Source organism: Bradyrhizobium liaoningense, from assembly GCF_018130825.1.
Taxonomy (GTDB): domain Bacteria; phylum Pseudomonadota; class Alphaproteobacteria; order Rhizobiales; family Xanthobacteraceae; genus Bradyrhizobium; species Bradyrhizobium liaoningense_B.
In genome coordinates, this window is sequence record NZ_JAFCJS010000005.1 from 454,753 (window position 1) to 476,699 (window position 21,947).

Below are 21,947 nucleotides of genomic sequence, written 5' to 3' on the forward strand. Positions count from 1 at the left end.
TGTGACCGACAAGTTCATCTCCATCGAAGGCATCGCCAAGCGCTATCCCGGCGCCGGCGGCGCGACGACGACCGTGTTCGAGAACCTCTGGCTCTCGATGGCGCGCGGCGAGTTTTGTTGCGTGATCGGCCATTCCGGCTGCGGCAAGACCACGGTGCTGAACATCCTCGCCGGCCTCGATGCACCGAGCGAAGGCGCCGTCATCGTCGACGGGCAGGCGATCTCGGGCACCAGCCTCGACCGCGCCGTGATCTTCCAGAGCCACGCGCTCTTGCCCTGGCGCACCGTGCTCGGCAACGTCGCCTATGCCGTGAGCTCGAAATGGCGCAGTTGGGACCGCGCCAAGGTGAAGGCGCACGCGCAGACATTCATCGATCTCGTCGGGCTCACCGGCTCCGAGCACAAGCGACCGTCGGAACTGTCCGGCGGCATGAAGCAGCGTGTCGGCATCGCGCGGGCGCTGTCGATCACGCCGAAGATGATGCTGATGGACGAGCCGTTCTCGGCGCTGGACGCGCTGACGCGCGGCACGCTCCAGGACGAGGTGCGGCGCATTTGCCTGGAGACCGGGCAGACCGCGTTCATGATCACCCACGACGTCGACGAGGCGATCTACCTCGCCGACAAGATTTTCCTGATGACCAACGGTCCCGGCGCCGTGCTGGCCGAGGTCATCGAGAATCCGTTGCCGAGAGATCGCGGCCGCACCGACCTGCACCGCCATCCGCTCTACTACGCGCTGCGCAATCACATCATCGATTTCCTTGTGACGCGCAGCAAGACCTTCACGGCCGAAAAGCCCGATCACGATCCGCGCAACGTGTCCGTCATACATATCGGCAAGCCCGGCCTCTCGATCGCATCAAATGGCGAAGAGCCACGACAGACCTGGATGCCGGGGACCAGTCCCGGATTGAGTGCTTAACAAGGAGACGCCAACATGAAACGCGAAGACCTCACCGAAAAACTGCTCGACATCAAGCGCGAGAAGGGCTGGAGCTGGAAACACATCTGCGAAAAGATCGGCGGCTATTCCGAGGTGCTGATCGTCGGCGCGATCATGGGCCAGATGAAGCTGACGAAGCCGCAGGCGGCGAACGCCGGCGAGCTGTTCGGCCTCTCGAAGGCCGAGACCGCCATGCTCAACGAGGTGCCGATGCGCGGCACCGGCACGCCGATGCCGCCGACCGATCCCCTGATCTACCGCTTCTACGAGATGGTGATGGTGAACGGTCCGGCCTGGAAGGCGCTGATCGAGGAAGAATTCGGCGACGGCATCATGTCGGCGATCGATTTCGACATGGGGATCGAGCGCGTCGCCAACCCGAAGGGCGATCGCGTCAAGATCACCATGAGCGGAAAATTCCTGCCGTACAAATATTACGGCGCCAGCGGCAACGTGCCGGAATACGGCTTTAGGGAGGGCTGACCGACGCGAAGGCGTCGCGCAGTTCCTTGATCGGTGCCATCTCGCGAACAAAGGTGAAGGAGCCGTTCTCCTTCATCTCGCGCGCGCTCTTCAGGAACGCAGCCAGCGCATAGCGCGACATGGCGCCGCCGACGCTGATGCGCTTGACGCCGGCCGCCGACAATTGCGCGAGCGTCAGCGTCGGATCGGCAAAACCCATCACGAGGTTGAACGGCTTTCCGACCGAGCCGACGACCGTCTTGATCGTGGCAAGGTCGTAAACTCCAGGTGCGTAGAGGACATCCGCGCCCGCCGCTTCGAACGCCTGAAGCCGCCGGATGGTGTCGTCGAGATCGTTGCGGCCGTGCAGGAGGTTTTCCGCGCGCGCCGTCAGCGTGAACGGAATCGACAGCGAGCGCGCCGTCTCGACGGCCGCCTGCACGCGCTCGACCGCGAGCGAGAAGTCGTAGATCGGCTGCTCGCGGTCTCCGGTGAAGTCCTCGATCGAGCCGCCGACCGCACCGGCCTCGGCGGTGCGCCGGATCGCTTCCGCCGCGCGCCTCGGATCGTGCGCGCCGCAGTTTTCCAGATCGACGCTGACCGGAAGATCGGTGGCCTGCGCGATCGCGCGGCAATTCTCGAGGATTGCATCGAGACTAACGGTCGAGCTTCCGTGCATGTTGGCAAGGCCGAGGCTCGTGGTAGCAAGCGCCTCGAAGCCGGCGGCGGCGAGCAGTCTTGCGGTGCCGGCATCCCAGGGGTTGGGAAGGATGAACGCGCCGGGCCGCTCGTGCAGGGCGCGAAACGCTTTCGCTTTGTCCAGTTGGCTCGTCATGGTTCGTCTCCGCTTGACCTTGTCTGCGGGGCAAGCATTAGGAGTATTCTCACCATCCGCCAAATTTGTTATTTCTCTAAGTACCATCAGTTTTTTGCATGAGGTGTCCACCATGGACAGCGATGCCCTCAACACCTTCCTGACCGTTCATCGCAGGGGCGGGGTCTCGAATGCCGCGAAATTCCTGCATCGCTCGCAGCCGGCGATTTCGCGCCGTATTGCGCTGCTGGAGCAGGAGCTCGGCGTGCCCCTGTTCGAGAGGATCGCGGGCCGCACGCGGCTCAGCGATGCCGGACGCGTGCTGATCCCCTATGCCGAGCGCGCCGTCGCGGCGGCGCAGGACGCCGAACAGGCGATACGCGCGCTGACCAAGCAGAATTCGGGGCCGGTTTCGCTGGCCGTGACCGGCACGCTCGCCGACGGCCGGCTGTCGGGCATCATGAAGCGATTTGCCGCGGAAAATCCCGCCGTCGCGCTCGCCTTGCGCACCGCGACCAGCGCGGAGGTCAGCGATCTCATCCGGCGCGGCGAGGCTACGATCGGCCTGCGTTACAACCCCGATCGCGCCGCCGATCTCGCCTGCGAGCTGGTGCTGAGCGAGGCGTTGCAGGTGGTCTGCGCATCCGATCATCCGCTTGCCGGCAAGCGCGTGAAGCGGCTTGCCGAGCTTCGTGGGGAACGCTGGATCGCGTTCCCGGAAACGCGCGGCCGCCGCGAGATCGCAGCGGCTCACGTGTTCGCGCTGTTCCTGACGCAAGGTCTCGGGGACGTGGAGTGGACGGCGGTGGACAGCCTCACCGCGCAGAAGCGGCTCGTGGAGGCGGGCTTTGGCCTTGCGCTATTGGCGCAGAGCCACGTAGCGGAGGAGCTGCTCGCGGGAGCGATCTCGACGATCACCGTCGGCGATCTCGCCGCGGAACAGCATATCGTGCTGGTGACTCGTCGCGGCGGCTTCCTGAGCGCTGCCGCTCAGCGCCTGCTGGAAACCATCCGCCGCGATTACGCCAGGCGCGACGTCCCGACCAGCCGGGGCGGCCGAAAAAGATCGCCGGCGCGCAAGGTCATTGCGCGCCCGCGTCGAACCTGAACGTATTATTTCCCTGTCTTTACCTCGGCGGCCGCGACCGCAAGCAGTTCGCTCATCTTGGCGCGAATCGCCTGTTCGGTAACGGCGACGTTCTTGGCGGCGAAATCGGCCATGACCTTGCGCAGGACGTCAGCATCGCCGGCCTCCTCGAAGTCGGCCGCGACGACCTCCTTGGCGTAGGCGGTGGCGGCGTCGCCCGATATGCCGAGCTTTTCGGCCGCCCACAGCCCGAGCAGCCGGTTGCGGCGGGCCTCCGCCTTGAATTTCTGCTCCTCGTCGAGGGCAAATTTCTTCTCGAAGCCTTCCTGGCGCTTGTTGATTTCGCTCATGCGTCTTCCAATTCCCTGCTGACTGGACCCGGCGACCCTCGTTGCGGGGGCCCCGGCGCATGCCTAGATAAGGAGCACGAATCGGCAAAACAACGAGCCGTTAAGCCGCAGGCAAGACGGTATAAGTTGGTGCCGGACGGCCGGATCGATTGTGCTCGGACAGCCAATCGGATAGGTTGCCTAAAGGCTTGGTTCCCGTTCTGTTTCCTTGGTGTTTCCTTGGGTTATGGATGGGTTCCGGGCTGTTCACGGCAGCTCCGCTGTGGGTCGTAATCCTAGTCAACCGGAGCACACCAAATTCATGGATTTCAACAAAACACGGTACATCCCCATGAGCCGTCGGCGTCGCATTTATGAAGGCAAGGCAAAGGTTCTCTACGAAGGTCCGGAGCCCGGTACCCTGATCCAGCACTTCAAGGACGACGCCACCGCGTTCAATGCGAAAAAGCATCAGGTGATCGAGGGCAAGGGTGTCCTCAACAACCGGATCTCGGAGTACCTGTTTCAGCACCTCAACGACATCGGGGTGCCGACCCATTTCATCCGCCGCCTCAACATGCGCGAGCAGTTGATTCGCGAGGTCGAGATCGTGCCGCTGGAGGTGGTGGTGCGGAACGTTGCCGCCGGCTCGCTGTCGCAGCGCCTCGGCATCGAGGAGGGCACGCAGCTGCCGCGCTCGATCATCGAATTCTATTACAAGAACGACCAGCTCAACGACCCCATGGTGTCGGAAGAGCACATCACGGCCTTCGGCTGGGCCACGCCCCAGGAGATCGACGACATCATGGCGCTCGCCATCCGCGTCAACGATTTCCTCACCGGCCTCTTCCTCGGCATCGGCATCCGCCTCGTCGATTTCAAGATGGAGTGCGGCCGCCTGTTCGAGAACGAGATGATGCGGATCATCGTCGCCGACGAGATCTCGCCGGATAGCTGCCGTCTGTGGGACATCAAGTCGAACGAGAAGCTCGACAAGGACCGCTTCCGCCGCGACCTCGGTGGCCTGCTCGAGGCCTATACGGAAGTCGCAAAGCGTCTCGGCATCCTCATGGAGAACGAGCGTCCGCAGGGCACGGGCCCGGTGCTGGTGAAGAGCTGAAGAGGATTTTGACGTGAAGGCACGTGTTACCGTTACCCTGAAGACGGGTATCCTCGATCCGCAGGGCAAGGCCATCGAAGGCGCGCTGAAGTCGCTCGGCGTCGACGGCGTCGCCAGCGTCCGCCAGGGCAAGGTGTTCGACATCGAGCTCGCCGGCGCCGACAAGGCCAAGGCGGAAGCCGCGCTGAAGGAAGCCGCCGACAAGCTGCTGGCGAACACCGTGATCGAGAATTATCGCGTGGAACTGCTCGGGTGATACGAACGGTTGCTTTGGTCGCCGGTTTGGCGACTTTGCTGCCGGTCTTCAGCGTTCAGTTCGCAGCCGCCCAGACCCCCGGCACGACCAGCGTCACGATTCGAAATCCCGATCCGGCCAAATGGGCCGGACGCAGCAATCTCTTCGGCAAGAGCACCGGCGAATTTGTTTGTCGTCCGCTGGCTTGCTCCGACTCCGCCAAGGTCACTGCAACCATTTCGAGCAGTCCGACCCGCAGTCCTGACCCGCAGGCGCTGGCAAAACTGGCGAGCCAGATTCCTGCATCGGTCGAGCGAGCCAATCAGGATGCCGCTGCCGCAGGCAGGAAGCTCGAGCGGGTCTCCAGCGGGACGACGACGCTGCGAGGCTACCCGGCAATCGTGCAGGAGTTGCGCGTGGTCGGCGAGAAAGGCCCGGCCTATCTCAGCAAGGCGACCATGTTCGTCAAATCGGCGTTGGTCAGCATATCCTCGTTTTCGCCCTCGCAAGACCTTGCGCGACGCAACCGCGATCTGTTCATCAAGGCGATGGACGTGACGGACACTCCGATCCCGCGTTAGCTGCAGCATCGGAGTGTTGACGACCCCCTTTATCGAAAACCACAGGTTGTCTACACTCGGGGCGAGGGCGCGTTTCGGGTGGGGTGATGGGGGCTATTTCAGACGTTTTCCGGTATGCGGCCATTGCCGCAGCCGCGTTGTCGCTCATGGGCTGTGTTACGACGGCCGTCGGCCCGGAGCATCCGGGAACCAGGGTTACCTTCAAATCGCCGGATCCGGAAAAATGGACCGGTACGCGGGTGTATGGCGAAAGACGCTCGATCTTCCGCTGCAGGCCGCTTGCGTGTCCGGAAAATTCGATCGTCACCATCCGCACCGCAGCAAGTCCGACCCGTAGCCCCGATCCCGTGGCCCTGCAGAAATTTGCCGAGGCCGATGCGCAGCGTCAGATGGCGCAGACCGAGCAGGCATCAACCGAAGCGGTCGGACGCCTGAGAGACCTGACGCTGACGTCCTCGCGCGTCGCGAAGATGAAGGAATTCCCGGCCGTTCATTGGGAGTATCGGGCGACCGGCCCTAACGACAAGCCGATCTACATCGTCCGCGACATGGTATTCGCAGGCAACACCATGATCGACGTCATTTCCACATCGCTCGGCGTTGAGATCGCTCGCCGCAACAGCAGCGATTTCGTCGGAGTGATGGAGATCGAGGATTTCGCGCCTCCGGCGCGGCAATGAAATGAGCGTCGGCATGCGGTTCTACGTCCGCTCGTTGTTGCTGCTCGCAGCGCTGCTGCTCGCGGGCGGCGCGGCTTTCGCCGAGGCCCCGCAATCCCAGCCGGAGCGAGGTCCGCCATTCTCTGTCGGTGGATTCCGCTACGAGCTGAGGCCCAACGACGTCCACATGTTCCTTTGCGAACAGCCTGCCTGCGGTGCGCAGTCCAGGGTGAGCTATCGGTTCTATCCTCCCGGCAACGCGATGACCCTGGAGCAATTCCGCGACGAGCAGGCTCAAATCGTCAAGATGCTGGAGCAGCGCACGCCGGGCCAGAAGATCTCGATTCTCGGAATTGATGGCGACAGTGGCACCAAGGTGCCGCGCCTGTTCAAGGCGCGGCGGCTGATGGTGAAACCTGATGGGACGAAGGAATATCAGGTCAGCGGCTATCTGTTTGGCGATCGAGGCGCGGCCAGCCTGATCAGTTCGGCGGCCACCGAGAAGGCCAGCTCCGACAATTATGCGCAATTTGCCATCGGGGTGATGCTGGTGCTGGCGCCAGCCAAGCGCTGAATGCCGTGCCAAGCGCTCATAGCCATCCGACGCGGCGGAAGCGCCAATAGAGCGCGCCGCAGGCCGCCAGCATCACGCCGAGCAGCATGTAGTAGCCGTACTCCCACTCCAGCTCCGGCATGTGCTTGAAGTTCATGCCGTAGATGCCGGCGAGCGCGGTCGGGATGGCGATGATCGCGAGCCACGAGGCGAGTTTCTTTGAGACCGCCGTCTCCTGCGCCTGACCGACCAGCAGACTCGCCTCGAAGGCGAAGGCCAGCACCTCGCGCATGGAATCGATGCGCTCCTGGATGTTTCTGACGTGGTCGGTGACGTCGCGGAACAGCGGCTGCATCGTCGCGCGCACCATCGACAGCTCGTCGTGCTCGAGCCGGCGGCAGACCTCCACCAGCGGTCCGATCGCGTTGCGGAGCCGTAACAGGTCACGGCGCAGCATGTAGAGCCGCTCGATCTGCGCCCTGGTGATCGCGTGGGCGAGCACGTCGTCCTCGATGCCCTCGACCTCTTCGTGAATGCTCTCCAGCACGGGCGAGTAATTATCGACGATGAAATCGAGAATGGCGTAGAGGATGTAGTCCTCGCCGCGGGCGAGCGCCCGCGGGCAGCTTTCGCAGCGTTCGCGCACCGGGGTGTAGGACGTCGAGGCGCCGTGGCGCACCGAGACCAGATAGCCGTCGCCGACGAAGATGTGGGTCTCGCCGAAGGCGATCCGGCCCTCGACCAGTTGCGCGGTGCGCGCCACGATGAACAGGGCCTCGCCATATTGCTCGATCTTGGGCCGCTGATGGGCGTGGTTGGCGTCCTCGATCGCGAGCTCGTGCAGGTCGAACTGCTTCTGCACCGCGCCGAGCAGCGCCATGTCGGGCTCGTGCAGGCCGATCCAGACCACGTGGCCGGGCTTGGCCCGCCAGCTCGAAGCCTCGCTGATGGCGATATTGGCGACGCGCCTGCCGTCGACATAGGCGCCGGCGGCGACGACGCCCTCGGTGGACACCGGCTCGGAGGGGGATACAGGCCGCGACGGGACGTTCATGGCTTCAATCCCGGGCAAAATCGTCAGCAAAAGTGCCGTGGCTATGGCCTGTGTACAAGGCCGCCCGGCGAGGCTAGCACTGGTAAAATCCCCGTCAAATGGCTATGTCTCCTGACGAATTGGCCCTTTGGCCAGCCCGATTCCCAGCACCGTCGGAACCTCTGCCATGAAAGCCGCCATCCTCGTCTTTCCCGGAATCAACCGTGAGCGCGACATGGCGCGCGCATTGAGGCTGATCTCCGGCAGCGAGCCGGCGATGGTCTGGCACGCCGAGACCTCGCTGCCGTCAGGCACCGATCTCGTGGTCGTGCCCGGCGGTTTCTCCTATGGCGATTACCTGCGCTGCGGCGCAATCGCCGCGCGTGCGCCGGTGATGGATGCGGTGCGCGACTACGCGGCCAAGGGCGGCCTCGTGCTCGGCGTCTGCAACGGCTTTCAGATCCTCTGCGAATCCGGCCTCCTGCCGGGCGTGTTGATGCGCAATGCGCGGCTGAAATTCATCTGCCGCGACGTGCATCTGCGCGTCGAGCGCTCCGATACCCCGTTCACCCGCGGTTACAATGCCGGCCAGGTGATCCGCGTGCCGGTCGCCCATGGCGAGGGCAATTACGAGGCGGACGAAGAAACCATCAAGCGGCTCGAAGGCGAGGGGCGGGTGCTCTACCGCTACTGCTCCGCCGACGGCGTGGTCGACGAGGCCGCCAACATCAACGGCGCGGCACAGTCGATCGCCGGCATCGTCAACGACAAGGGCAACGTGCTCGGCATGATGCCGCATCCGGAAAACCACGTCGAAGACATCATGGGCTGCACCGACGGCCGCGGCCTGTTCGCCGGCCTCGCCCAGCATCTGGACAGGGCCGCGTGATTCCGTTCGTGATGAAGCGCGCTCTCGCCGCGGTTGCGGCGCTGGCATTCGCAACATTTTCGCTCGCAACTTGCGCATTCGCACAGGACTATCCCAAGCGTCCGATCACCATGATCGTGCCGTTCGCGGCCGGCGGCACCTCGGACGTGATCGCGCGCACCGTCGCCGAGCAGATGGGCATCGCGCTCGGCCAGACCATCGTGATCGAGAACGTTGCGGGCGCCGGCGGCTCGACCGCGCTGGCGCGCGCCTCCCGCGCCGAGCCCGATGGCTACACCATCGCGATCGGCAATGCCGGCACCAATGCGGCGACCTACACGATCTATCCAAAGCTGCCGTTTACGCCGGAGTCCTTCGTGCCGATCGCCATGGTGGCGAAGACGTTCGGCATCATCGCGCTGCGCAAGGACTTTCCGGCCAAGGATCTGAAAGAGTTCATCGCCTACGCCAAGGCCAATCCGGGCAAGATCAATCTCGGCCATGCCGGCGTCGGCTCGTCGAACTATCTGATCTGCAAGAGCTTCGTCACCGCCGCCGGGATCGATGCGACGCTGGTCGGCTATCGCGGCGCCGCCCCTGCGCTCACCGATGCGGTCGGCAGCCAGATCGACGGCGTCTGCGATGCCGCGGCTTCGGTCTCGCAGTCGATCAACGAGAAGCTGGTGAAGGGGCTCGTGGTCGGCTCGACCGTGCGGCTTGCGACGCTGCCGGAGCTGCCGACATCGGCTGAAGCCGGCCTGCCGGAGTTCGAGGCGCAGGGCTGGAACGGCCTGTTCGCACCGAAGGGCACGCCGCCGGCCGTGATTGCCAAGCTGAACGCAGCGGCGCGCACCGCGGTCGAGACCGACGCGGTGAAGAAGCGTTTTGCCGACCTCTCGACCGTCGCCCCTGATGACAACGAGCATACGCCGGAGCTGCTGCAGCAGCTGGTGACGCGCGACGTCGAGAAGTACCGGAAGATGCTGGCGGACGACGCCAAGCAGTAACCGCTTTTGGCTGCGATCCCGTGAACCTGTCCTGGGTTCGAGACGACTGACTCCTCGTCGCCCTCTCGGCGCGCGCGTCCTGTGCTGCGGATTTCTGCGAAGACTGGCAACTCCAGGTTGTTCAACCGCGCCGGTTGCGATATCAGGAAGCGTGCGCTGTCGTTGTGCCCGTGGATGTCACATGCCCGTTGCCCTGGTCGTTCTGCTGCTCGATCTCACGCTGATCTACCACGCCTCGCGGACCGGGCGGCTGCGGCGCTGGGCCTTCATCATCCTGCTGGTGCCGATGATGGGCGCGCTCGCCTATATCGCGGTCGAGCTCATTCCCGAATGGTTTTCCAGCCCCACTGCCCGGCAGGCGCGCCAACGGGTCGCCAACCGCCTCGATCCGGAGAAGCGCTATCGCGAGCTGTCGGACCGGCTGGCTGACGCCGACACCATCGCCAACCGCGCGGCGCTGGCGGAAGAGTGCGCAAGTATCGGCCGGTTCGGCGAAGCGGAAGCGCACTATGATCACATCCTGAAGCTGCCGATGGGCCACGATCCCGCCTATGCGTTTCGCAAGGCGCAGGCCGAGTTTGCCGCCAAGCGTCCGGCCGACGCGCTGGCGACGCTGGACGATCTCCAGAAGCAATGGCCCGACTTCGATTCCGCCGATGCGCATCTGCTCTATGCCCGCGCGCTCGCCGAGGTCGGCCGGCTCGACGAGGCCCTGGAGGAATATCACGCTCTCGCCGGCTATTTCCCCGGCGCCGAAGCGCGGGTGCGCTACGGCATGCTGCTGCAGATGGTCGGCCGTACCGCGGAAGCGCGCATGGTCTTCAACGAGCTCCTGATCCAGATGCGCCGCGCGCCAAAATATCTGCGCAAGGCGCAGGCCGAATGGCTGTCGATCGCGGAGAAGCAGCTTTCGACCTGAAGGGGCCAGGCGGAATGGCTTCAGCCTGGGAAGCTCACAGAAACACCAGCGATATCCAGGGCACGAAGGTGATCAGCAGCAGGCCCAGGAACAGCCAGGCGAGATAGATCCAGATCCTGCGCATGCCGGCATCCGGCGACACGCCGCCGATGCTGCAGGCGGCGTAATAGCAGAGGCCGAAGGGCGGGGCGAACAGGCCGAGCCCCATGGCGAGGATCACCACCATCGCATAGTGCACCTCGTTGATGCCGAACGTTGCGGCCACCGGGAACAGCAGCGGGCCGAACAGCACGATGGCCGGGATGCCCTCCAGCACGCTGCCGAGCACGATGAAGGCGACCACCGAGATCAGCAGGAAGCCGTAAGACCCGCCGGGCACGCCGGCCATGCGCGCTGCCAGATCATGCGAGAAGCCGGATTGCGCCAGCGCCCAGGCCATCGCGCTCGCAGCCCCCACGATGAACAGGATCGAGCCGGACAGCGAGGCGGTCTGCACCAGCATCGGCAGCACGTTCTTCCAGGCGAGGCTGCCGCGATAGATGATCAGGCCGAGCACGAGGCAATAGGCGATGCCGATGGTCGAGACTTCGGTCGCGGTCGCAAAGCCCTCGACCACCGCGCTGCGGATCAGGAACGGCAAGGCCAGGGCCGGAAGCGCGGCCCAGAACGTCCTTGCCACCACCGACATCGGCGCACGCGCGACCTTGAGCGCTGCGTTCTCCTCGGTGCCCGCCCGGTAGCGCGCGACGAAGGCAAGCACGATGGCCAGCACGATCCCCGGCAGGATGCCGGCGGTGAACAGCGCCGCGATCGACACGCCGGTGACGGAGGCGATCGCGATCAGCACGATCGACGGTGGAATGGTCTCGCTCATCGCGCCTGAGGCCGCGAGCAGCGACACCAGCTCGCCATCCTTCATGCCGCGCTTGCGCATCTCGGGAAACAGCACCGGCGCGATCGCTGCCATGTCGGCGGTCTTGGAGCCGGAGATGCCCGAGACCAGCAGCATCGCGCCCAGCATCACATAGGACAGCCCGCCCCTGATATGGCCGAGCATGGAGGCGAGGAACGCGACCATGACGCGCGCCATGCCGGTTTGCTCGACCAGCTGTCCGAGCAGCACGAACAGCGGCACCGCGAGCAGGATCAGCGAGCTCATGCCCTCGTCGATCCGCCCGACCACGACCAGCAGCGGCGTGCGGGTCGTGGTCAGCAGGAAGGCGACGGTCGCCAGACAAAATGAAAATGCGATCGGCACGCCCGCCATCACGGCGCAGCCGAGCAGGCCGACGAAAAAGATCAGCAGGTTCCAGTTGCCGAGCGATTTCAGCGGGGGACCTGCGAGATAGAGCACGCCGGCAACCGCCGCAAACAGCACAGCCACGGCAAGCAGGTCCTTCGCCGACCGCTTGACGAGGGTGAGGCAGATACTGGCGAGCGCGATCATGCAGCCGACCGGGATAGCCGCGGCGCGAACCATGCCGGACCAGCCGAGTGCGGGCGTCTCCACGAAGGCCTGGTCCTCCACATAATCCAGCGCCGGATGCAGGATGATCGCGAGGAACAGCGCGACCCCGCCGGCCGCGAGCGTCGAGGCCAAGGCCTCGGCCCGCGGCGACAGATACGACGTGAAGAAGGTCAGGCGCATATGCGCCGAGCGCTGCACGGCGATCGCGCTGCCGAGCATCGCCAGCCACAGGAACAGGATCGAGGCGAGCTCGTCCGACCAGATGATCGGCCGGTGGAACACGCCGCGTGCAATGATGCCGGCGAACAGGATGATCACCTCGGCGACCACGGCGATTGCTGCCGGAACCTCCACCAGCCAGCGCAGCGCCTTCTCCAGCCAGCGTCCGCGCAACGCCTGCGTTTCGCCGAGCGTCACCGCGTCAGGCATGCCGACGACCGCGCTCATGCGAGTGCTCCGGCCGCGGCCTCCAGAATCTTCCAATTGTCCTCGCCGAACTTGCCGCGCCATTCCTTGTAGAAGCCGGCGGCCGACAGCTCCTTGCGGAAGGCTTCCTTGTCCGAGGCCTCGAAGGTGATGCCCTTGGCGGTCAGCTGGTCCTTCAGCGTCAGATTGAGCTTTGCGGTATCGGCGCGCTGCTCAATGGCGGCCTGGTCGAATTCTTTGCGGACCAGCGCCTGCAAATCGTCGGGCAGCGCCTTCACCGAGCGACGGTTGCCGAGAATGAAGAACGGGTCCCAGATATGGTTGGTCTCGGAGATGTATTTCTGCACCTCGTAGATCTTGCCGGCCTCGATGGTGACGAGGCCGTTCTCCTGGCCGTCGACGAGATGGGTCTGCAGCGCCGTGTACAATTCGTTGAAGTTGATCGAGGTCGGGTTGGCGCCGAGCGACTTGAACAGCGAGGTGAAGATCGGCGACACCGGCACGCGGATGCGGTAGCCGGCGAGATCGGCCGGCGTCTTGATCGGTCTTGTGAATGACGAGATCTGCCGGAACGTGTTGTCGGCGGGCTTGGCCATCACCAGCGCGCCGGTCTTCTCGATCTGCGTCGCGATCAGCTTGCCAAGGTCGCCGTCCATCGCATTCCAGACCTGGCTGTAGTCGGAGAAGGCGAAGCCGACATTGGCGATGCCGGCGACCGGGGCCACCGTCGACAGCACGGAGCCGGCGATGTTGAGGAAATCGACGCCGCCGCTGCGGATCTGGGTCAACAGATCGGTGTCCGAGCCGAGCTGCGAGGCGGGAAAGAACTTGATCTCCAGCCGGCCGCCGCTCGCTTCCTTGATCCGCTTCACGGCCTGATCCAGGCGGGTGTTGATCGGCTGCGTCAGCGACTGGCCGGTGGCGAGCTTGTATTCGAACTCCGCCGCCTGGGCCGGCCGCGCGCGGATCGCGACCAGTGGAACGGCGGCCGCCGCCACCATGAAGTTGCGGCGTGAAATCCTGTGGTTCTTGCCCGACATCGCTCGTCCTCCCCTGATGATCCCGTGCCGCGCCTTTTTCGGCGCACGTGCTCGTTGCCGCGCGCAGGCTTTGCTGCGCCGGTGTCGTCAAAATCGCTTGTCTGGTGAAAGGGCGTAAGCCTTGCGTTCCTTCCCCCGGGCGGACCGGCGCTTTGCGCCGTCTGTTTCCTCGTCGGCACCCGTCTGTCGCGGATGGCCTTGAGCCTGAAGCCTAGATCGCTGGTCATGCACGACAATTGAATTATATTCGCCGTCACTTTAGCTGGCCTAAAAGGTTTCCCGATGCAGATACCGTTCCGCGCCATCATCGTCTTCCACGCGGTGGCGCGCGCAGGCAGCATTTCCCGTGCGGCGGACGAATTGCGGGTGACGCCGTCGGCCGTCAGCCAGCAGATCCAGGCGCTGGAGCTGCATCTCGGCACGTCGCTGACCTCGCGGGTCGGGCGCAACATCACGCTGACCGAGGCCGGCGAGCGTTATTTCGAGATGATCAGCCGCGAGATCGAGCACGTCACCGATGTGACGCGGCATGTCCGCGGTATCCGCTCGGCCACCACATTGACGGTGCGCGCGGCACCGAGCGTATCGAGCAAATGGCTGCTGCCGCGGCTTGCGAGCTTCGTCGATGCCAATCCGGACATCGAATTGCGGCTCGACGGCACCAATGAGCCGACCGATTTCCGCAAAGAGAATGTCGATCTGGAGATCCGCCACGGCGAAGGCGGCTGGCCCGGCCTGTTCGTCGAGAGCCTCGGCAGGGAGCGATTCTTTCCGTTGTGCGCGCCCTCGTCCTTTGCGGCGGGCAGCCTCGCGGCCCAGGATCTGCTCGGGCACCGGCTGATCCATTCGGTGAAATCGCAGATGCAATGGCCGCGCTGGTTCACCGAGGCCGGCATAGAGCCCGCGGAGCGCTGGAAGCGCGTGCTGTTCGACCGCAGCCACATGGCGATCGACGCCGCCGTCGACGGCCTCGGCATCGGGCTGGAAAGCGAGCTGCTGGCCTGGCGCGAACTCCGCGACGGCCGCCTGGTTTGCCCCGTGAAGAACCCGCCGGAGGTCGCGCTGACCACGCAGTGGATCGTCTGCCCGCACGGCCATCTGCGCCACCGCAAGACCCGCACCTTCCTCGACTGGCTGCGCGGGGAACGCGACGCCTGGAGCGCGCAGCAGGCTGTGTCGATTGTTTAGCGCGCCTACATCGTCGCGGCAGATAATCTGAATTGCCCTCGGATTCGCCGCTGCCTAACGTTTCCGTACAAGGCGAGCGCGGCCGGACGTCACGGCTGCAACAACGCCGTCACCCGAGGAAACATTTCAAGGAAATCCAGATGAATCTCCATCGCATGCTGCTGGAGCGCAAGGCGGCCGGCAAGCCTGTCACCATTGGCCTGATCGGAGCCGGTAAATTCGGCCTGATGTTCCTGTCGCAAGTGCGCCAGACCGACGGCATGCATCTGGTCGGCGTTGCCGACCTGAATACCGCCCGCGCCCGCGCGCAGCTCAAGCTCGGTTGCTGGCCGGAAGAGCAATACGCGGCAACCTCCATCGACGACGCGCTCAAGCATGGCCGCACCGTCGTAACCGACAATGCCGACGCGCTGATCACCCATCCCGCCATCGAGGTCATCATCGAGGCGACCGGCGATCCCGGCGCCGGCATCCGCTTCGCGATGAAGGCGATCGAGAACGGCAAGCACATCGTGATGGTCAATGTCGAAGCGGATGCGGTTGCGGGTCCGATCCTGGCGCGCAAGGCGAAGCAGGCCGGGGTCGTTTATTCGCTCGCCTGGGGCGACCAGCCGGCGCTTATTGCCGATCACGTCGACTGGGCGCGCGCGGCCGGCTTCAAGGTCGTCGCCGCCGGCAAGGGCACCCGCTACCACCCGACCTATCACCAGTCGACGCCGGATACGGTCTGGGACATCCTCGACAAATACATGAAGATCAAGGATCGCAACTCGATCAATCCGAAGATGTTCAACTCCTTCGTTGACGGCACCAAATCGGGCATCGAGATGACGGCGGTGTGCAATGCGACCGGCCTGCATGCCCAGAGCGAGGGCCTGTCGTTTCCGCCGGCGACGCGGTTCGAGCACGCCGAGATCTGCAAGCCGAAATCCGACGGCGGCATGCTGGAGAAGTCGGGCGTCACCGAGGTCACGTCCTCGGTCTATCGTGACGGCACCGACGTCCCGCAGAGCCTCGTGATGGGGACCTATGTCGTGTTCGAGACCGACAGCGCCTATTCAGAGGAATGCTTCCGCGAATACAGCATGCTGCCGGACAAGACCGGCAAATACGCCTCGCTGTACCGGCCAATCCATATGATCGGGCTCGAGCTCGGTATTTCCGTCGCCTCCGCGGCGCTGCGCAGGGAGCCGACCGGCGCGCCGATCGTGTTCAACTCCGACGTGGTCGCGACCGCCAAGCGCAAATTGAAGGCCGGGGAGATGCTCGACGGCGAGGGCGGCTTCTGCGTCTGGGGCAAGCAGACCCCTGCCGACGCCTCACTGAAGCAGGGCTACCTGCCGCTCGGCCTCGCCCATCAAGTCAAGCTCAAGACCGATATCGAGCCAGGTCAGCGCCTGAGATGGGAGGACGTGGAGTACGATCCCAACAATCTCGCCGTGCGGGTGCGCCGCGAGATGGAGGCGGCCTTCCGGCAACCCAACATCGCTGCTTGATTGGCGCGATTGGCTCCTGAGAAAGCAGAGGCAACGGGCCCCGTCATGGACAATGGCGGGGCCCGGACTGCGTCCTGCTGGCTGACGACGCCAAGCTCCAGCGTTTCACACTAGCGCAGCTTGAACCTCTCCGCCGGCACCGTCATCGCCGCGACCCCCGCCATGACCAGCAGCAGGCCCAGCGCTAGGTTGGACGGCACGCTCTCGCCGAGCAGCAGCACCGACAGTCCGACGCCGATCGGGATGCGCAGATAGCCTTGCGCGTTCGTGGTCAGCGTGCCGAGCCGGCCGAGGCAGACGTAGAACAGCATCAGGCCCAATGCGCTGGAGACGATGCCCATGACGACGGTGGCGACGATCGCCGTCGGCGTCGGATGCAAGGTCCAGGGCTGGTCGATGAGCAGCGAGGGCGGCAGCAGCACGAGGCCGCCGAACAACAGCGAGCCGGCCGCCACCACCATCGGGTCGTACTCGGAGAGCCGCAAGCCGAAGATGGTCGCGCAGGCGAAGGAGATGGTGGCGAGCAGGATCGCGATCTCCGCCACGATCTCGCTCCCGAAGCCACGCAGCGCATCGAGGCCGACGATGGCGACGGTGCCGGCGAGTCCCAAAATCGCGCCGGCGAGCTTCAGCAGCGTCGCCGGCTCGTGCCGCGTGATCAGCGAGGTGATCAGGAAGGCGAAGATCGGCGTGGTCGAGGCCAGCACCACCGTGTTCGAGGCCGGCACATATTGCTGCGACCAGGTGATGATCAGGAACGGGAAGGTCGAGTTGATCAACTGCTGGGTCGCGAACAGCTTCCAGGCTTTTGCGTCGGTGGGAATTTTGGTGCCGCGCATCCACAGGATCGCGAACAGGAAGGCAGCGGCGATCAGCGAGCGCGCCGAGATGAAGGTGACGGGCGGGATCGTGTCCAGCGCGAGTTTTGCAAGCGGGTAGGTCGAGCTCCAGCAGCAGGCCAGCGCGAACAGCAGCGCGTAGTCGCGCCAGTTGCGGGCGCCGGTGGCGGCCATGGACGGCAACGGCATTGATGCGGAAGCCGCTGCGCGACCCCTCGGCGACGTGCTCTGCGGCACCTTGTTTCTGCTCCCCGGCGCGAACGCGCTCAGCCCAAGTCTGGGCGAGGGGGCGGCAAAAGGGAAGGCGCCGAGCTATGCGTTTGGCTGAGGGACCGACTTCCACTTCGCCCGCTTGATCGTCCCGGAGAAGGTGAACAGAAGGCGCTCGCCGGCGGTCATCTGCCCGCGCAGGAAGATCAGCGACTTGCCGGCGCGGGTGACCTCGCCGGTGCACTCGATCAGCTCGCCCTCATGTCCCGCATCGAGGAATTCGCAGGCGAAATTGACCGTCACGCCTTTGCCGTTCAGCGCGTGGCGGCCGATCGCGAACAGGCTGTAATCGGCAAAGGCCATGAAGCAGCCGCCATGGACGTTCCCGGAGCCGTTCAGGTGCTTCTTTTCGACCCGGAAGGCGCAACGGACGCTGCCGTCCGCCTCCAGGCGGTGCCAGAAGGGGCCGATATGGTTCTCAAAGCTGTCGCGAATCCAGGTCTGCCAGCCCGCAAATTCCCCCTCGGTCGCGACATGCAGCTCGGGGCGGGGCGAAGCGGCCATTTTGGTCAATTCGTGCAAGGAAATGGGCCTTCAATTACGAGTGTTTTGCCCTTAAATCCGATCCGTCCGCGCCGTGCAATTCCCGTTCCCGCCGACCCCGCCTGCAAAACGTGGGACAGCGGGAAAATGGGCCATAAAGGGCTTTTCCAAGGCCCCCGATATTCCTAAGAACGGCCAAACGCCGCCGAAAGCCCCGAATCCATGAAGAATGAACCCAAGATTACCCCCGAACTGGTTGCCGCCCACGGGCTCAAGCCCGACGAATACGAGCGCATCCTGAAGCTGATCGGGCGGGAGCCGACCTTCACCGAGCTCGGCATCTTCTCGGCGATGTGGAACGAGCATTGCTCGTACAAGTCCTCGCGCATCCATCTGCGCGGTCTGCCGACCAAGGCCCCCTGGGTGATCCAGGGGCCCGGCGAGAATGCCGGCGTGATCGACATCGGCGACGGCCAGGCCGTGGTCTTCAAGATGGAGAGCCACAACCACCCGAGCTACATCGAGCCCTACCAGGGCGCGACCACCGGCGTCGGCGGCATCTTGCGCGACGTCTTCACCATGGGCGCACGCCCGATCGCCTGCCTCAATGCGCTGAGCTTCGGTGCGCCCGAGCATGCCAAGACGCGGCATCTCGTCTCCGGCGTCGTCGCCGGCGTCGGCGGCTACGGCAATTCCTTCGGCGTGCCGACGGTCGGCGGCCAGGTGCGCTTCCACACCCGCTATGACGGCAACATCCTCGTCAACGCGATGGCCGTCGGCCTCGCCGATGCCGACAAGATCTTCTATGCGGCCGCCTCCGGCGTGAACATGCCGATCGTCTATTTGGGCTCCAAGACCGGCCGCGACGGCATCCACGGTGCCTCGATGGCCTCGGCCGAGTTCGACGACAAGTCCGAGGAGAAGCGCCCGACCGTGCAGGTCGGCGATCCCTTCGCCGAGAAGCTGCTGCTGGAAGCCTGCCTCGAGATCATGGAGAAGGGCTGCGTCATCGCGATCCAGGACATGGGCGCGGCGGGCCTGACCTGCTCGGCTGTCGAGATGGGCGCCAAGGGCGATCTCGGCGTCGACCTCGATCTCGACGCGGTGCCGACCCGCGAGACCGGCATGAGCGCCTACGAGATGATGCTCTCGGAGAGCCAGGAGCGCATGCTCATGGTGCTCAAGCCCGAGAAGGAAAAGGAAGCGGAGGAGATCTTCACGAAGTGGGGGCTCGATTTCGCGATTGTCGGCTACACCACGCCGAGCAAGCGCTTCGTGGTGAAGCACGGCGGCGACGTCATGGCTGACCTGCCGATCAAGGAGCTCGGCGACGAGGCGCCGGTCTATGACCGCCCGCATGTCCCGTCCGCGGCGCTGCCCGTCGTGCACGCGCGCGACGTGGTCGCGCCGATGGGCCTCGGCGCTGCGCTGGAGAAGCTGATCGGCACGCCCGACATGTGCAGCAAGCGCTGGGTGTGGGAGCAGTACGACCACGTCATCCTCGGCAACACCATGCAGCGCCCCGGCGGCGATGCCGCCGTGGTGCGCGTGCAGGACGGGCCGAAGGGCCTCGCGCTGACCGTCGACGTCACGCCGCGCTATTGCGAGGCCGATCCTTATCAAGGCGGCATGCAGGCGGTGGCGGAAGCCTGGCGCAACATCACCGCGGTCGGCGGCAAGCCGCTCGCGATCACCGACAATCTCAATTTCGGCAACCCCGAGCGTCCCGAGATCATGGGCCAGTTCGTCGGCTGCCTGAAGGGCATCTCGGAAGCCTGCCGCGCGCTCGACTTCCCGGTCGTCTCGGGCAACGTCTCGCTCTACAACGAGACCAACGGCCGCGCGATCCTCCCCACACCGTCAATCGGCGGCGTCGGCCTGCTCGACGATTTCACCAAGTCGGCGTCACTGGCCTTCAAGGCGGAGGGCGAGGCGATCCTCTTGATCGGCGAGACCCATGGCTGGCTCGGCCAGTCCGTCTATCTGCGCGACATCTGTGGTCGCGAGGAGGGCGCACCGCCGCCGGTTGATCTCGCTGCCGAGAAGCGCAACGGCGACTGCGTGCGCGGCATGATCCATGCGGGCACCGCGACCGCCGTGCATGACCTCTCCGACGGGGGCCTGCTGATCGCGCTCGCCGAAATGGCGATGGCCGGCGGCATCGGTGCAAAGCTGCTGGCGGCGCCGACGTCGCTTGTCTCGCAGGCTTATTGGTTCGGTGAGGACCAGGCGCGCTATCTCGTCACCGTGCCGGAAACCGAAGCCGGCCGCGTGCTCGCCAAGATGCGCGGCTGCGAGGTGCCCTGCGTGCGCATCGGCACCACCGGCGGCGATGCCATTGCGATCGCCGGCGAGGCGCCTGTTACGATCGACACGCTGCGCAAGTCGTTCGAGCGCTGGCTGCCGGAGTATATGGGCGGCAAGGCGGCGTAAGGCGCCGCCGCGAACTCAGTGCCGTAGCCCGGATGAGCGAAGCGTCATCCGGGACCACTGTTGCTTGAAGCACGACCCCGGATATCGCTTCGCTCATCCGGGCTACGGACCTCGCCGTGACGAGAGGCCGTGCCTCACAACACGCGTGTCGCGCCCGGGATCTGCCGCAGCGCTCGCGTCAGCGCCCAGCTCGCCGCGACTGTCAGTACAAACCCGATCGTGGCCTTGACGATCGCCGGCAGGTCATAGTCGAACAGCCAGTATTGCAGCCACAGTGCGATCGGATAGTGCACCAGGAACATGCCGTACGCGTCGCTCTGCATTGGATCGAGCAGCTTGGCTGAACCTGATTGCTTGAACCGCTGGAAAAAGGCCAGGATCAGAAACATGATGGCGACGCTGAAGACAGCGAAGCAGATGGCATAGAGCCCCTCATACCAGTTCGGCAACGGCGAGGGATTTCCCAGTATTTCGCGCTTGATGAAGATCAGCACCCACAACAGGCAATACGGGACGATCGCCAGGACCATCCAGTCCCAGCTGACCTTCGCCATCCGGCCGTCTGCCGCGAGCAATCCGCGATCCATATTCGCAAGGCCGATGCCGGCGCCGAAAAAGAAGTAGCTCGCATAGAGCATCACGCGCCCATGCTGCACCGAGAACGGCCCGAACTCGAACCAGTTGCTTGGTCCATAACGCATCAGCCCGGGAACATAGAACGCTGCCGTGACGGCGAGCATGACCGCGAAGAACGCCTCGGGCCGGCGGCGGCCGTACAGCGAGAGGCGATTGATCGGATCGAGCAGATTGGGCGATAGCCGGTGCAGGAGGCAGGCAATCAGGTCGAAGGCGAACAAGACCCAGAGAAACCAGATCGGCCCGCTCGGCCACGGGCCCTTCGTGATCATATTCCAATAGTATTCCGAAAAGCCGATCTCGGGATGGTGTCGCAGTGAGATGGCGTAATAGGCGAGCGGAATGATCGTGAAGGCGCAGATCACGAATGGCAGCGCGAGCCGAAGCAGACGATCCTGCAAATAGTTCAGCGGTCCCTTCCGGGCGATACCAGACCAGGCGAACAGTCCCGACAGGAAAAAGAACATCGCCATGAAGAAACTGTCGGTGGCGAGCACGATCATGTCGAAGCCGAAGAAGTACTTCGGATCGGTATGACCGAAATAAGTATAGGGGATCACCGCGTGATGCAGCAGCACTACCAGGGTGAGGAAGGTGCGGGCGCGATCAATCGCCAAATTGCGCGCCTTGCTCTTCGGCGCGGCATGCACCTCTGCGCCGATCGTCGCTGACTGTGACATCGTCATCATGGCCGCCCCGGTCGCTCCTGTCCGGCCAGACTGTGCCGCCGGGAACTCGATTCAGCAAGGGAAGTTTGGCCACGCCACCCGTGGGCACCGTCAGGAACCAGTTCCGCGGAACGAGGTTAGCATCTGCGAAAGTCGAGGACCGCAACGGGCGGCACCAATTTCGGAGCTGGTGATGACGATCCTGAAATGGGCACTGATCTTCTTGCTGGTCTCGATCGTCGCCGGCGTGTTCGGCTTCACCGGCATCTCGGCCGCCTCAGCCGATATCGCCCGCTTCCTGTTCTACGTCTTCGTCGTGATCTTCCTGGCGCTGCTGATATTGGGGCTGACCATCTTCAGGGCGTAGCGGGGAAGCCGCTCGACCGG

At 64.6% G+C, this 21,947-nt stretch carries 24 protein-coding genes; 16 read left to right on the top strand and 8 right to left on the bottom strand.

All coding sequences use genetic code 11. The features are described 5' to 3' along the window. Position 1 precedes the first annotated feature (1 nt). Together JQ603_RS23955 and cynS are read left to right on the top strand one after the other, a co-directional pair. Positions 2–925 (top strand): ABC transporter ATP-binding protein, encoded by a 924-nt coding sequence (locus JQ603_RS23955; RefSeq protein WP_212343099.1) that lies wholly within the window; start codon positions 2–4, stop codon positions 923–925. Positions 926–940: 15 nt separating this feature from the next. Then, complete coding sequence (gene cynS, locus JQ603_RS23960; protein ID WP_157333768.1) at positions 941–1,429, top strand: cyanase; 489 nt, start codon at positions 941–943, stop codon at positions 1,427–1,429. Here the strand turns inward: cynS and JQ603_RS23965 are convergent. Continuing rightward, positions 1,416–2,243, bottom strand: coding sequence for an isocitrate lyase/PEP mutase family protein (locus JQ603_RS23965; RefSeq protein WP_212343100.1), 828 nt, complete (start codon positions 2,241–2,243; stop codon positions 1,416–1,418). The genes cynS and JQ603_RS23965 overlap by 14 nt on opposite strands. Positions 2,244–2,355: 112 nt before the next feature. Between JQ603_RS23965 and JQ603_RS23970 the strand changes: the two genes are divergently transcribed. Continuing rightward, complete coding sequence (locus tag JQ603_RS23970) at positions 2,356–3,330, top strand: LysR family transcriptional regulator (protein ID WP_212343101.1); 975 nt, start codon at positions 2,356–2,358, stop codon at positions 3,328–3,330. Positions 3,331–3,335: 5 nt separating this feature from the next. On the opposite strand, the gene JQ603_RS23975 is transcribed toward JQ603_RS23970, so the two are convergent. Next, positions 3,336–3,659, bottom strand: coding sequence for a DUF1476 domain-containing protein (locus tag JQ603_RS23975; RefSeq protein ID WP_212343102.1), 324 nt, complete (start codon positions 3,657–3,659; stop codon positions 3,336–3,338). A 331-nt stretch (positions 3,660–3,990) separates the two neighbouring features. Between JQ603_RS23975 and purC the strand changes: the two genes are divergently transcribed. The 5 genes from purC (at position 3,991) to JQ603_RS24000 (ending at position 6,807) form a co-directional block, all read left to right on the top strand. Beyond that, positions 3,991–4,758: a phosphoribosylaminoimidazolesuccinocarboxamide synthase gene (gene purC / locus JQ603_RS23980; protein ID WP_172782948.1), complete on the top strand. Its 768-nt coding sequence runs from the start codon at positions 3,991–3,993 to the stop codon at positions 4,756–4,758. 13 nt (positions 4,759–4,771) lie between these two features. Then, positions 4,772–5,014 carry a phosphoribosylformylglycinamidine synthase subunit PurS gene (purS, locus tag JQ603_RS23985; protein ID WP_025037302.1) on the top strand — a complete coding sequence of 81 codons (243 nt, stop codon included), beginning with the start codon at positions 4,772–4,774 and terminating at the stop codon, positions 5,012–5,014. Between the two features lie 26 nt (positions 5,015–5,040). Continuing rightward, positions 5,041–5,574 (top strand): hypothetical protein, encoded by a 534-nt coding sequence (locus tag JQ603_RS23990; RefSeq protein ID WP_212343103.1) that lies wholly within the window; start codon positions 5,041–5,043, stop codon positions 5,572–5,574. Between the two features lie 86 nt (positions 5,575–5,660). Then, complete coding sequence (locus tag JQ603_RS23995) at positions 5,661–6,254, top strand: hypothetical protein (RefSeq protein WP_212343104.1); 594 nt, start codon at positions 5,661–5,663, stop codon at positions 6,252–6,254. Between the two features lie 13 nt (positions 6,255–6,267). Continuing rightward, entirely contained in the window at positions 6,268–6,807 is a 540-nt protein-coding gene (locus JQ603_RS24000) for a hypothetical protein (RefSeq protein WP_245003800.1), read from the top strand. 16 nt (positions 6,808–6,823) lie between these two features. Here JQ603_RS24000 and JQ603_RS24005 read toward each other — a convergent pair whose 3' ends face one another. Further along, on the bottom strand, positions 6,824–7,840 hold the full coding sequence (locus tag JQ603_RS24005; RefSeq protein WP_212343105.1) for a magnesium and cobalt transport protein CorA: 1,017 nt from the start codon (positions 7,838–7,840) through the stop codon (positions 6,824–6,826). Positions 7,841–8,006: 166 nt separating this feature from the next. Between JQ603_RS24005 and purQ the strand changes: the two genes are divergently transcribed. The 3 genes from purQ to JQ603_RS24020 all read left to right on the top strand — a co-directional run bounded on the left by purQ (position 8,007) and on the right by JQ603_RS24020 (position 10,613). Continuing rightward, on the top strand, positions 8,007–8,708 hold the full coding sequence (purQ, locus tag JQ603_RS24010; RefSeq protein ID WP_212343106.1) for a phosphoribosylformylglycinamidine synthase subunit PurQ: 702 nt from the start codon (positions 8,007–8,009) through the stop codon (positions 8,706–8,708). Continuing rightward, positions 8,705–9,694, top strand: coding sequence for a tripartite tricarboxylate transporter substrate binding protein BugD (locus tag JQ603_RS24015; protein WP_212343107.1), 990 nt, complete (start codon positions 8,705–8,707; stop codon positions 9,692–9,694). Before purQ ends, JQ603_RS24015 begins: the two co-directional genes overlap by 4 nt. A 181-nt stretch (positions 9,695–9,875) precedes the next feature. Next, a complete protein-coding gene (locus JQ603_RS24020) occupies positions 9,876–10,613 on the top strand; it encodes a tetratricopeptide repeat protein (RefSeq protein WP_212343108.1) in 738 nt (245 codons plus the stop codon). A 34-nt stretch (positions 10,614–10,647) separates the two neighbouring features. On the opposite strand, the gene JQ603_RS24025 is transcribed toward JQ603_RS24020, so the two are convergent. Both JQ603_RS24025 and JQ603_RS24030 read right to left on the bottom strand, forming a co-directional pair. Next, positions 10,648–12,528, bottom strand: a complete 1,881-nt coding sequence (locus JQ603_RS24025) for a TRAP transporter large permease subunit (protein WP_433996653.1) — start codon at positions 12,526–12,528, stop codon at positions 10,648–10,650. After that, positions 12,525–13,547, bottom strand: coding sequence for a TRAP transporter substrate-binding protein (locus JQ603_RS24030; protein ID WP_212343109.1), 1,023 nt, complete (start codon positions 13,545–13,547; stop codon positions 12,525–12,527). Before JQ603_RS24030 ends, JQ603_RS24025 begins: the two co-directional genes overlap by 4 nt. A gap of 282 nt (positions 13,548–13,829) precedes the next feature. Here JQ603_RS24030 and JQ603_RS24035 point away from each other — a divergent pair, with 282 nt between their 5' ends. Beyond that, positions 13,830–14,735 carry a LysR substrate-binding domain-containing protein gene (locus JQ603_RS24035; RefSeq protein WP_212343110.1) on the top strand — a complete coding sequence of 302 codons (906 nt, stop codon included), beginning with the start codon at positions 13,830–13,832 and terminating at the stop codon, positions 14,733–14,735. A 140-nt stretch (positions 14,736–14,875) separates the two neighbouring features. Then, positions 14,876–16,231, top strand: coding sequence for an NAD(P)H-dependent oxidoreductase (locus JQ603_RS24040; protein ID WP_212343111.1), 1,356 nt, complete (start codon positions 14,876–14,878; stop codon positions 16,229–16,231). 110 nt (positions 16,232–16,341) lie between these two features. Here JQ603_RS24040 and JQ603_RS24045 read toward each other — a convergent pair whose 3' ends face one another. Further along, positions 16,342–17,307: a DMT family transporter gene (locus JQ603_RS24045; protein ID WP_212343113.1), complete on the bottom strand. Its 966-nt coding sequence runs from the start codon at positions 17,305–17,307 to the stop codon at positions 16,342–16,344. Between JQ603_RS24045 and JQ603_RS24050 the strand changes: the two genes are divergently transcribed. Beyond that, positions 17,243–17,398 carry a hypothetical protein gene (locus JQ603_RS24050; RefSeq protein ID WP_212343311.1) on the top strand — a complete coding sequence of 52 codons (156 nt, stop codon included), beginning with the start codon at positions 17,243–17,245 and terminating at the stop codon, positions 17,396–17,398. The two genes, JQ603_RS24045 and JQ603_RS24050, sit on opposite strands and share 65 nt — an antisense overlap. Here the strand turns inward: JQ603_RS24050 and JQ603_RS24055 are convergent. Next, entirely contained in the window at positions 17,383–17,862 is a 480-nt protein-coding gene (locus tag JQ603_RS24055; RefSeq protein WP_212343115.1) for a PaaI family thioesterase, read from the bottom strand. The genes JQ603_RS24050 and JQ603_RS24055 overlap by 16 nt on opposite strands. Positions 17,863–18,045: 183 nt before the next feature. Between JQ603_RS24055 and purL the strand changes: the two genes are divergently transcribed. Continuing rightward, positions 18,046–20,256: a phosphoribosylformylglycinamidine synthase subunit PurL gene (purL, locus tag JQ603_RS24060; protein WP_212343120.1), complete on the top strand. Its 2,211-nt coding sequence runs from the start codon at positions 18,046–18,048 to the stop codon at positions 20,254–20,256. A 134-nt stretch (positions 20,257–20,390) separates the two neighbouring features. Here purL and JQ603_RS24065 read toward each other — a convergent pair whose 3' ends face one another. Next, positions 20,391–21,581, bottom strand: a complete 1,191-nt coding sequence (locus tag JQ603_RS24065) for an acyltransferase family protein (protein ID WP_212343123.1) — start codon at positions 21,579–21,581, stop codon at positions 20,391–20,393. 172 nt (positions 21,582–21,753) lie between these two features. On the opposite strand from JQ603_RS24065, the gene JQ603_RS24070 reads away from it, so the two are divergent. After that, positions 21,754–21,927 (top strand): DUF1328 domain-containing protein, encoded by a 174-nt coding sequence (locus tag JQ603_RS24070; protein ID WP_183240340.1) that lies wholly within the window; start codon positions 21,754–21,756, stop codon positions 21,925–21,927. The last annotated feature ends 20 nt before the right edge of the window (positions 21,928–21,947 follow it).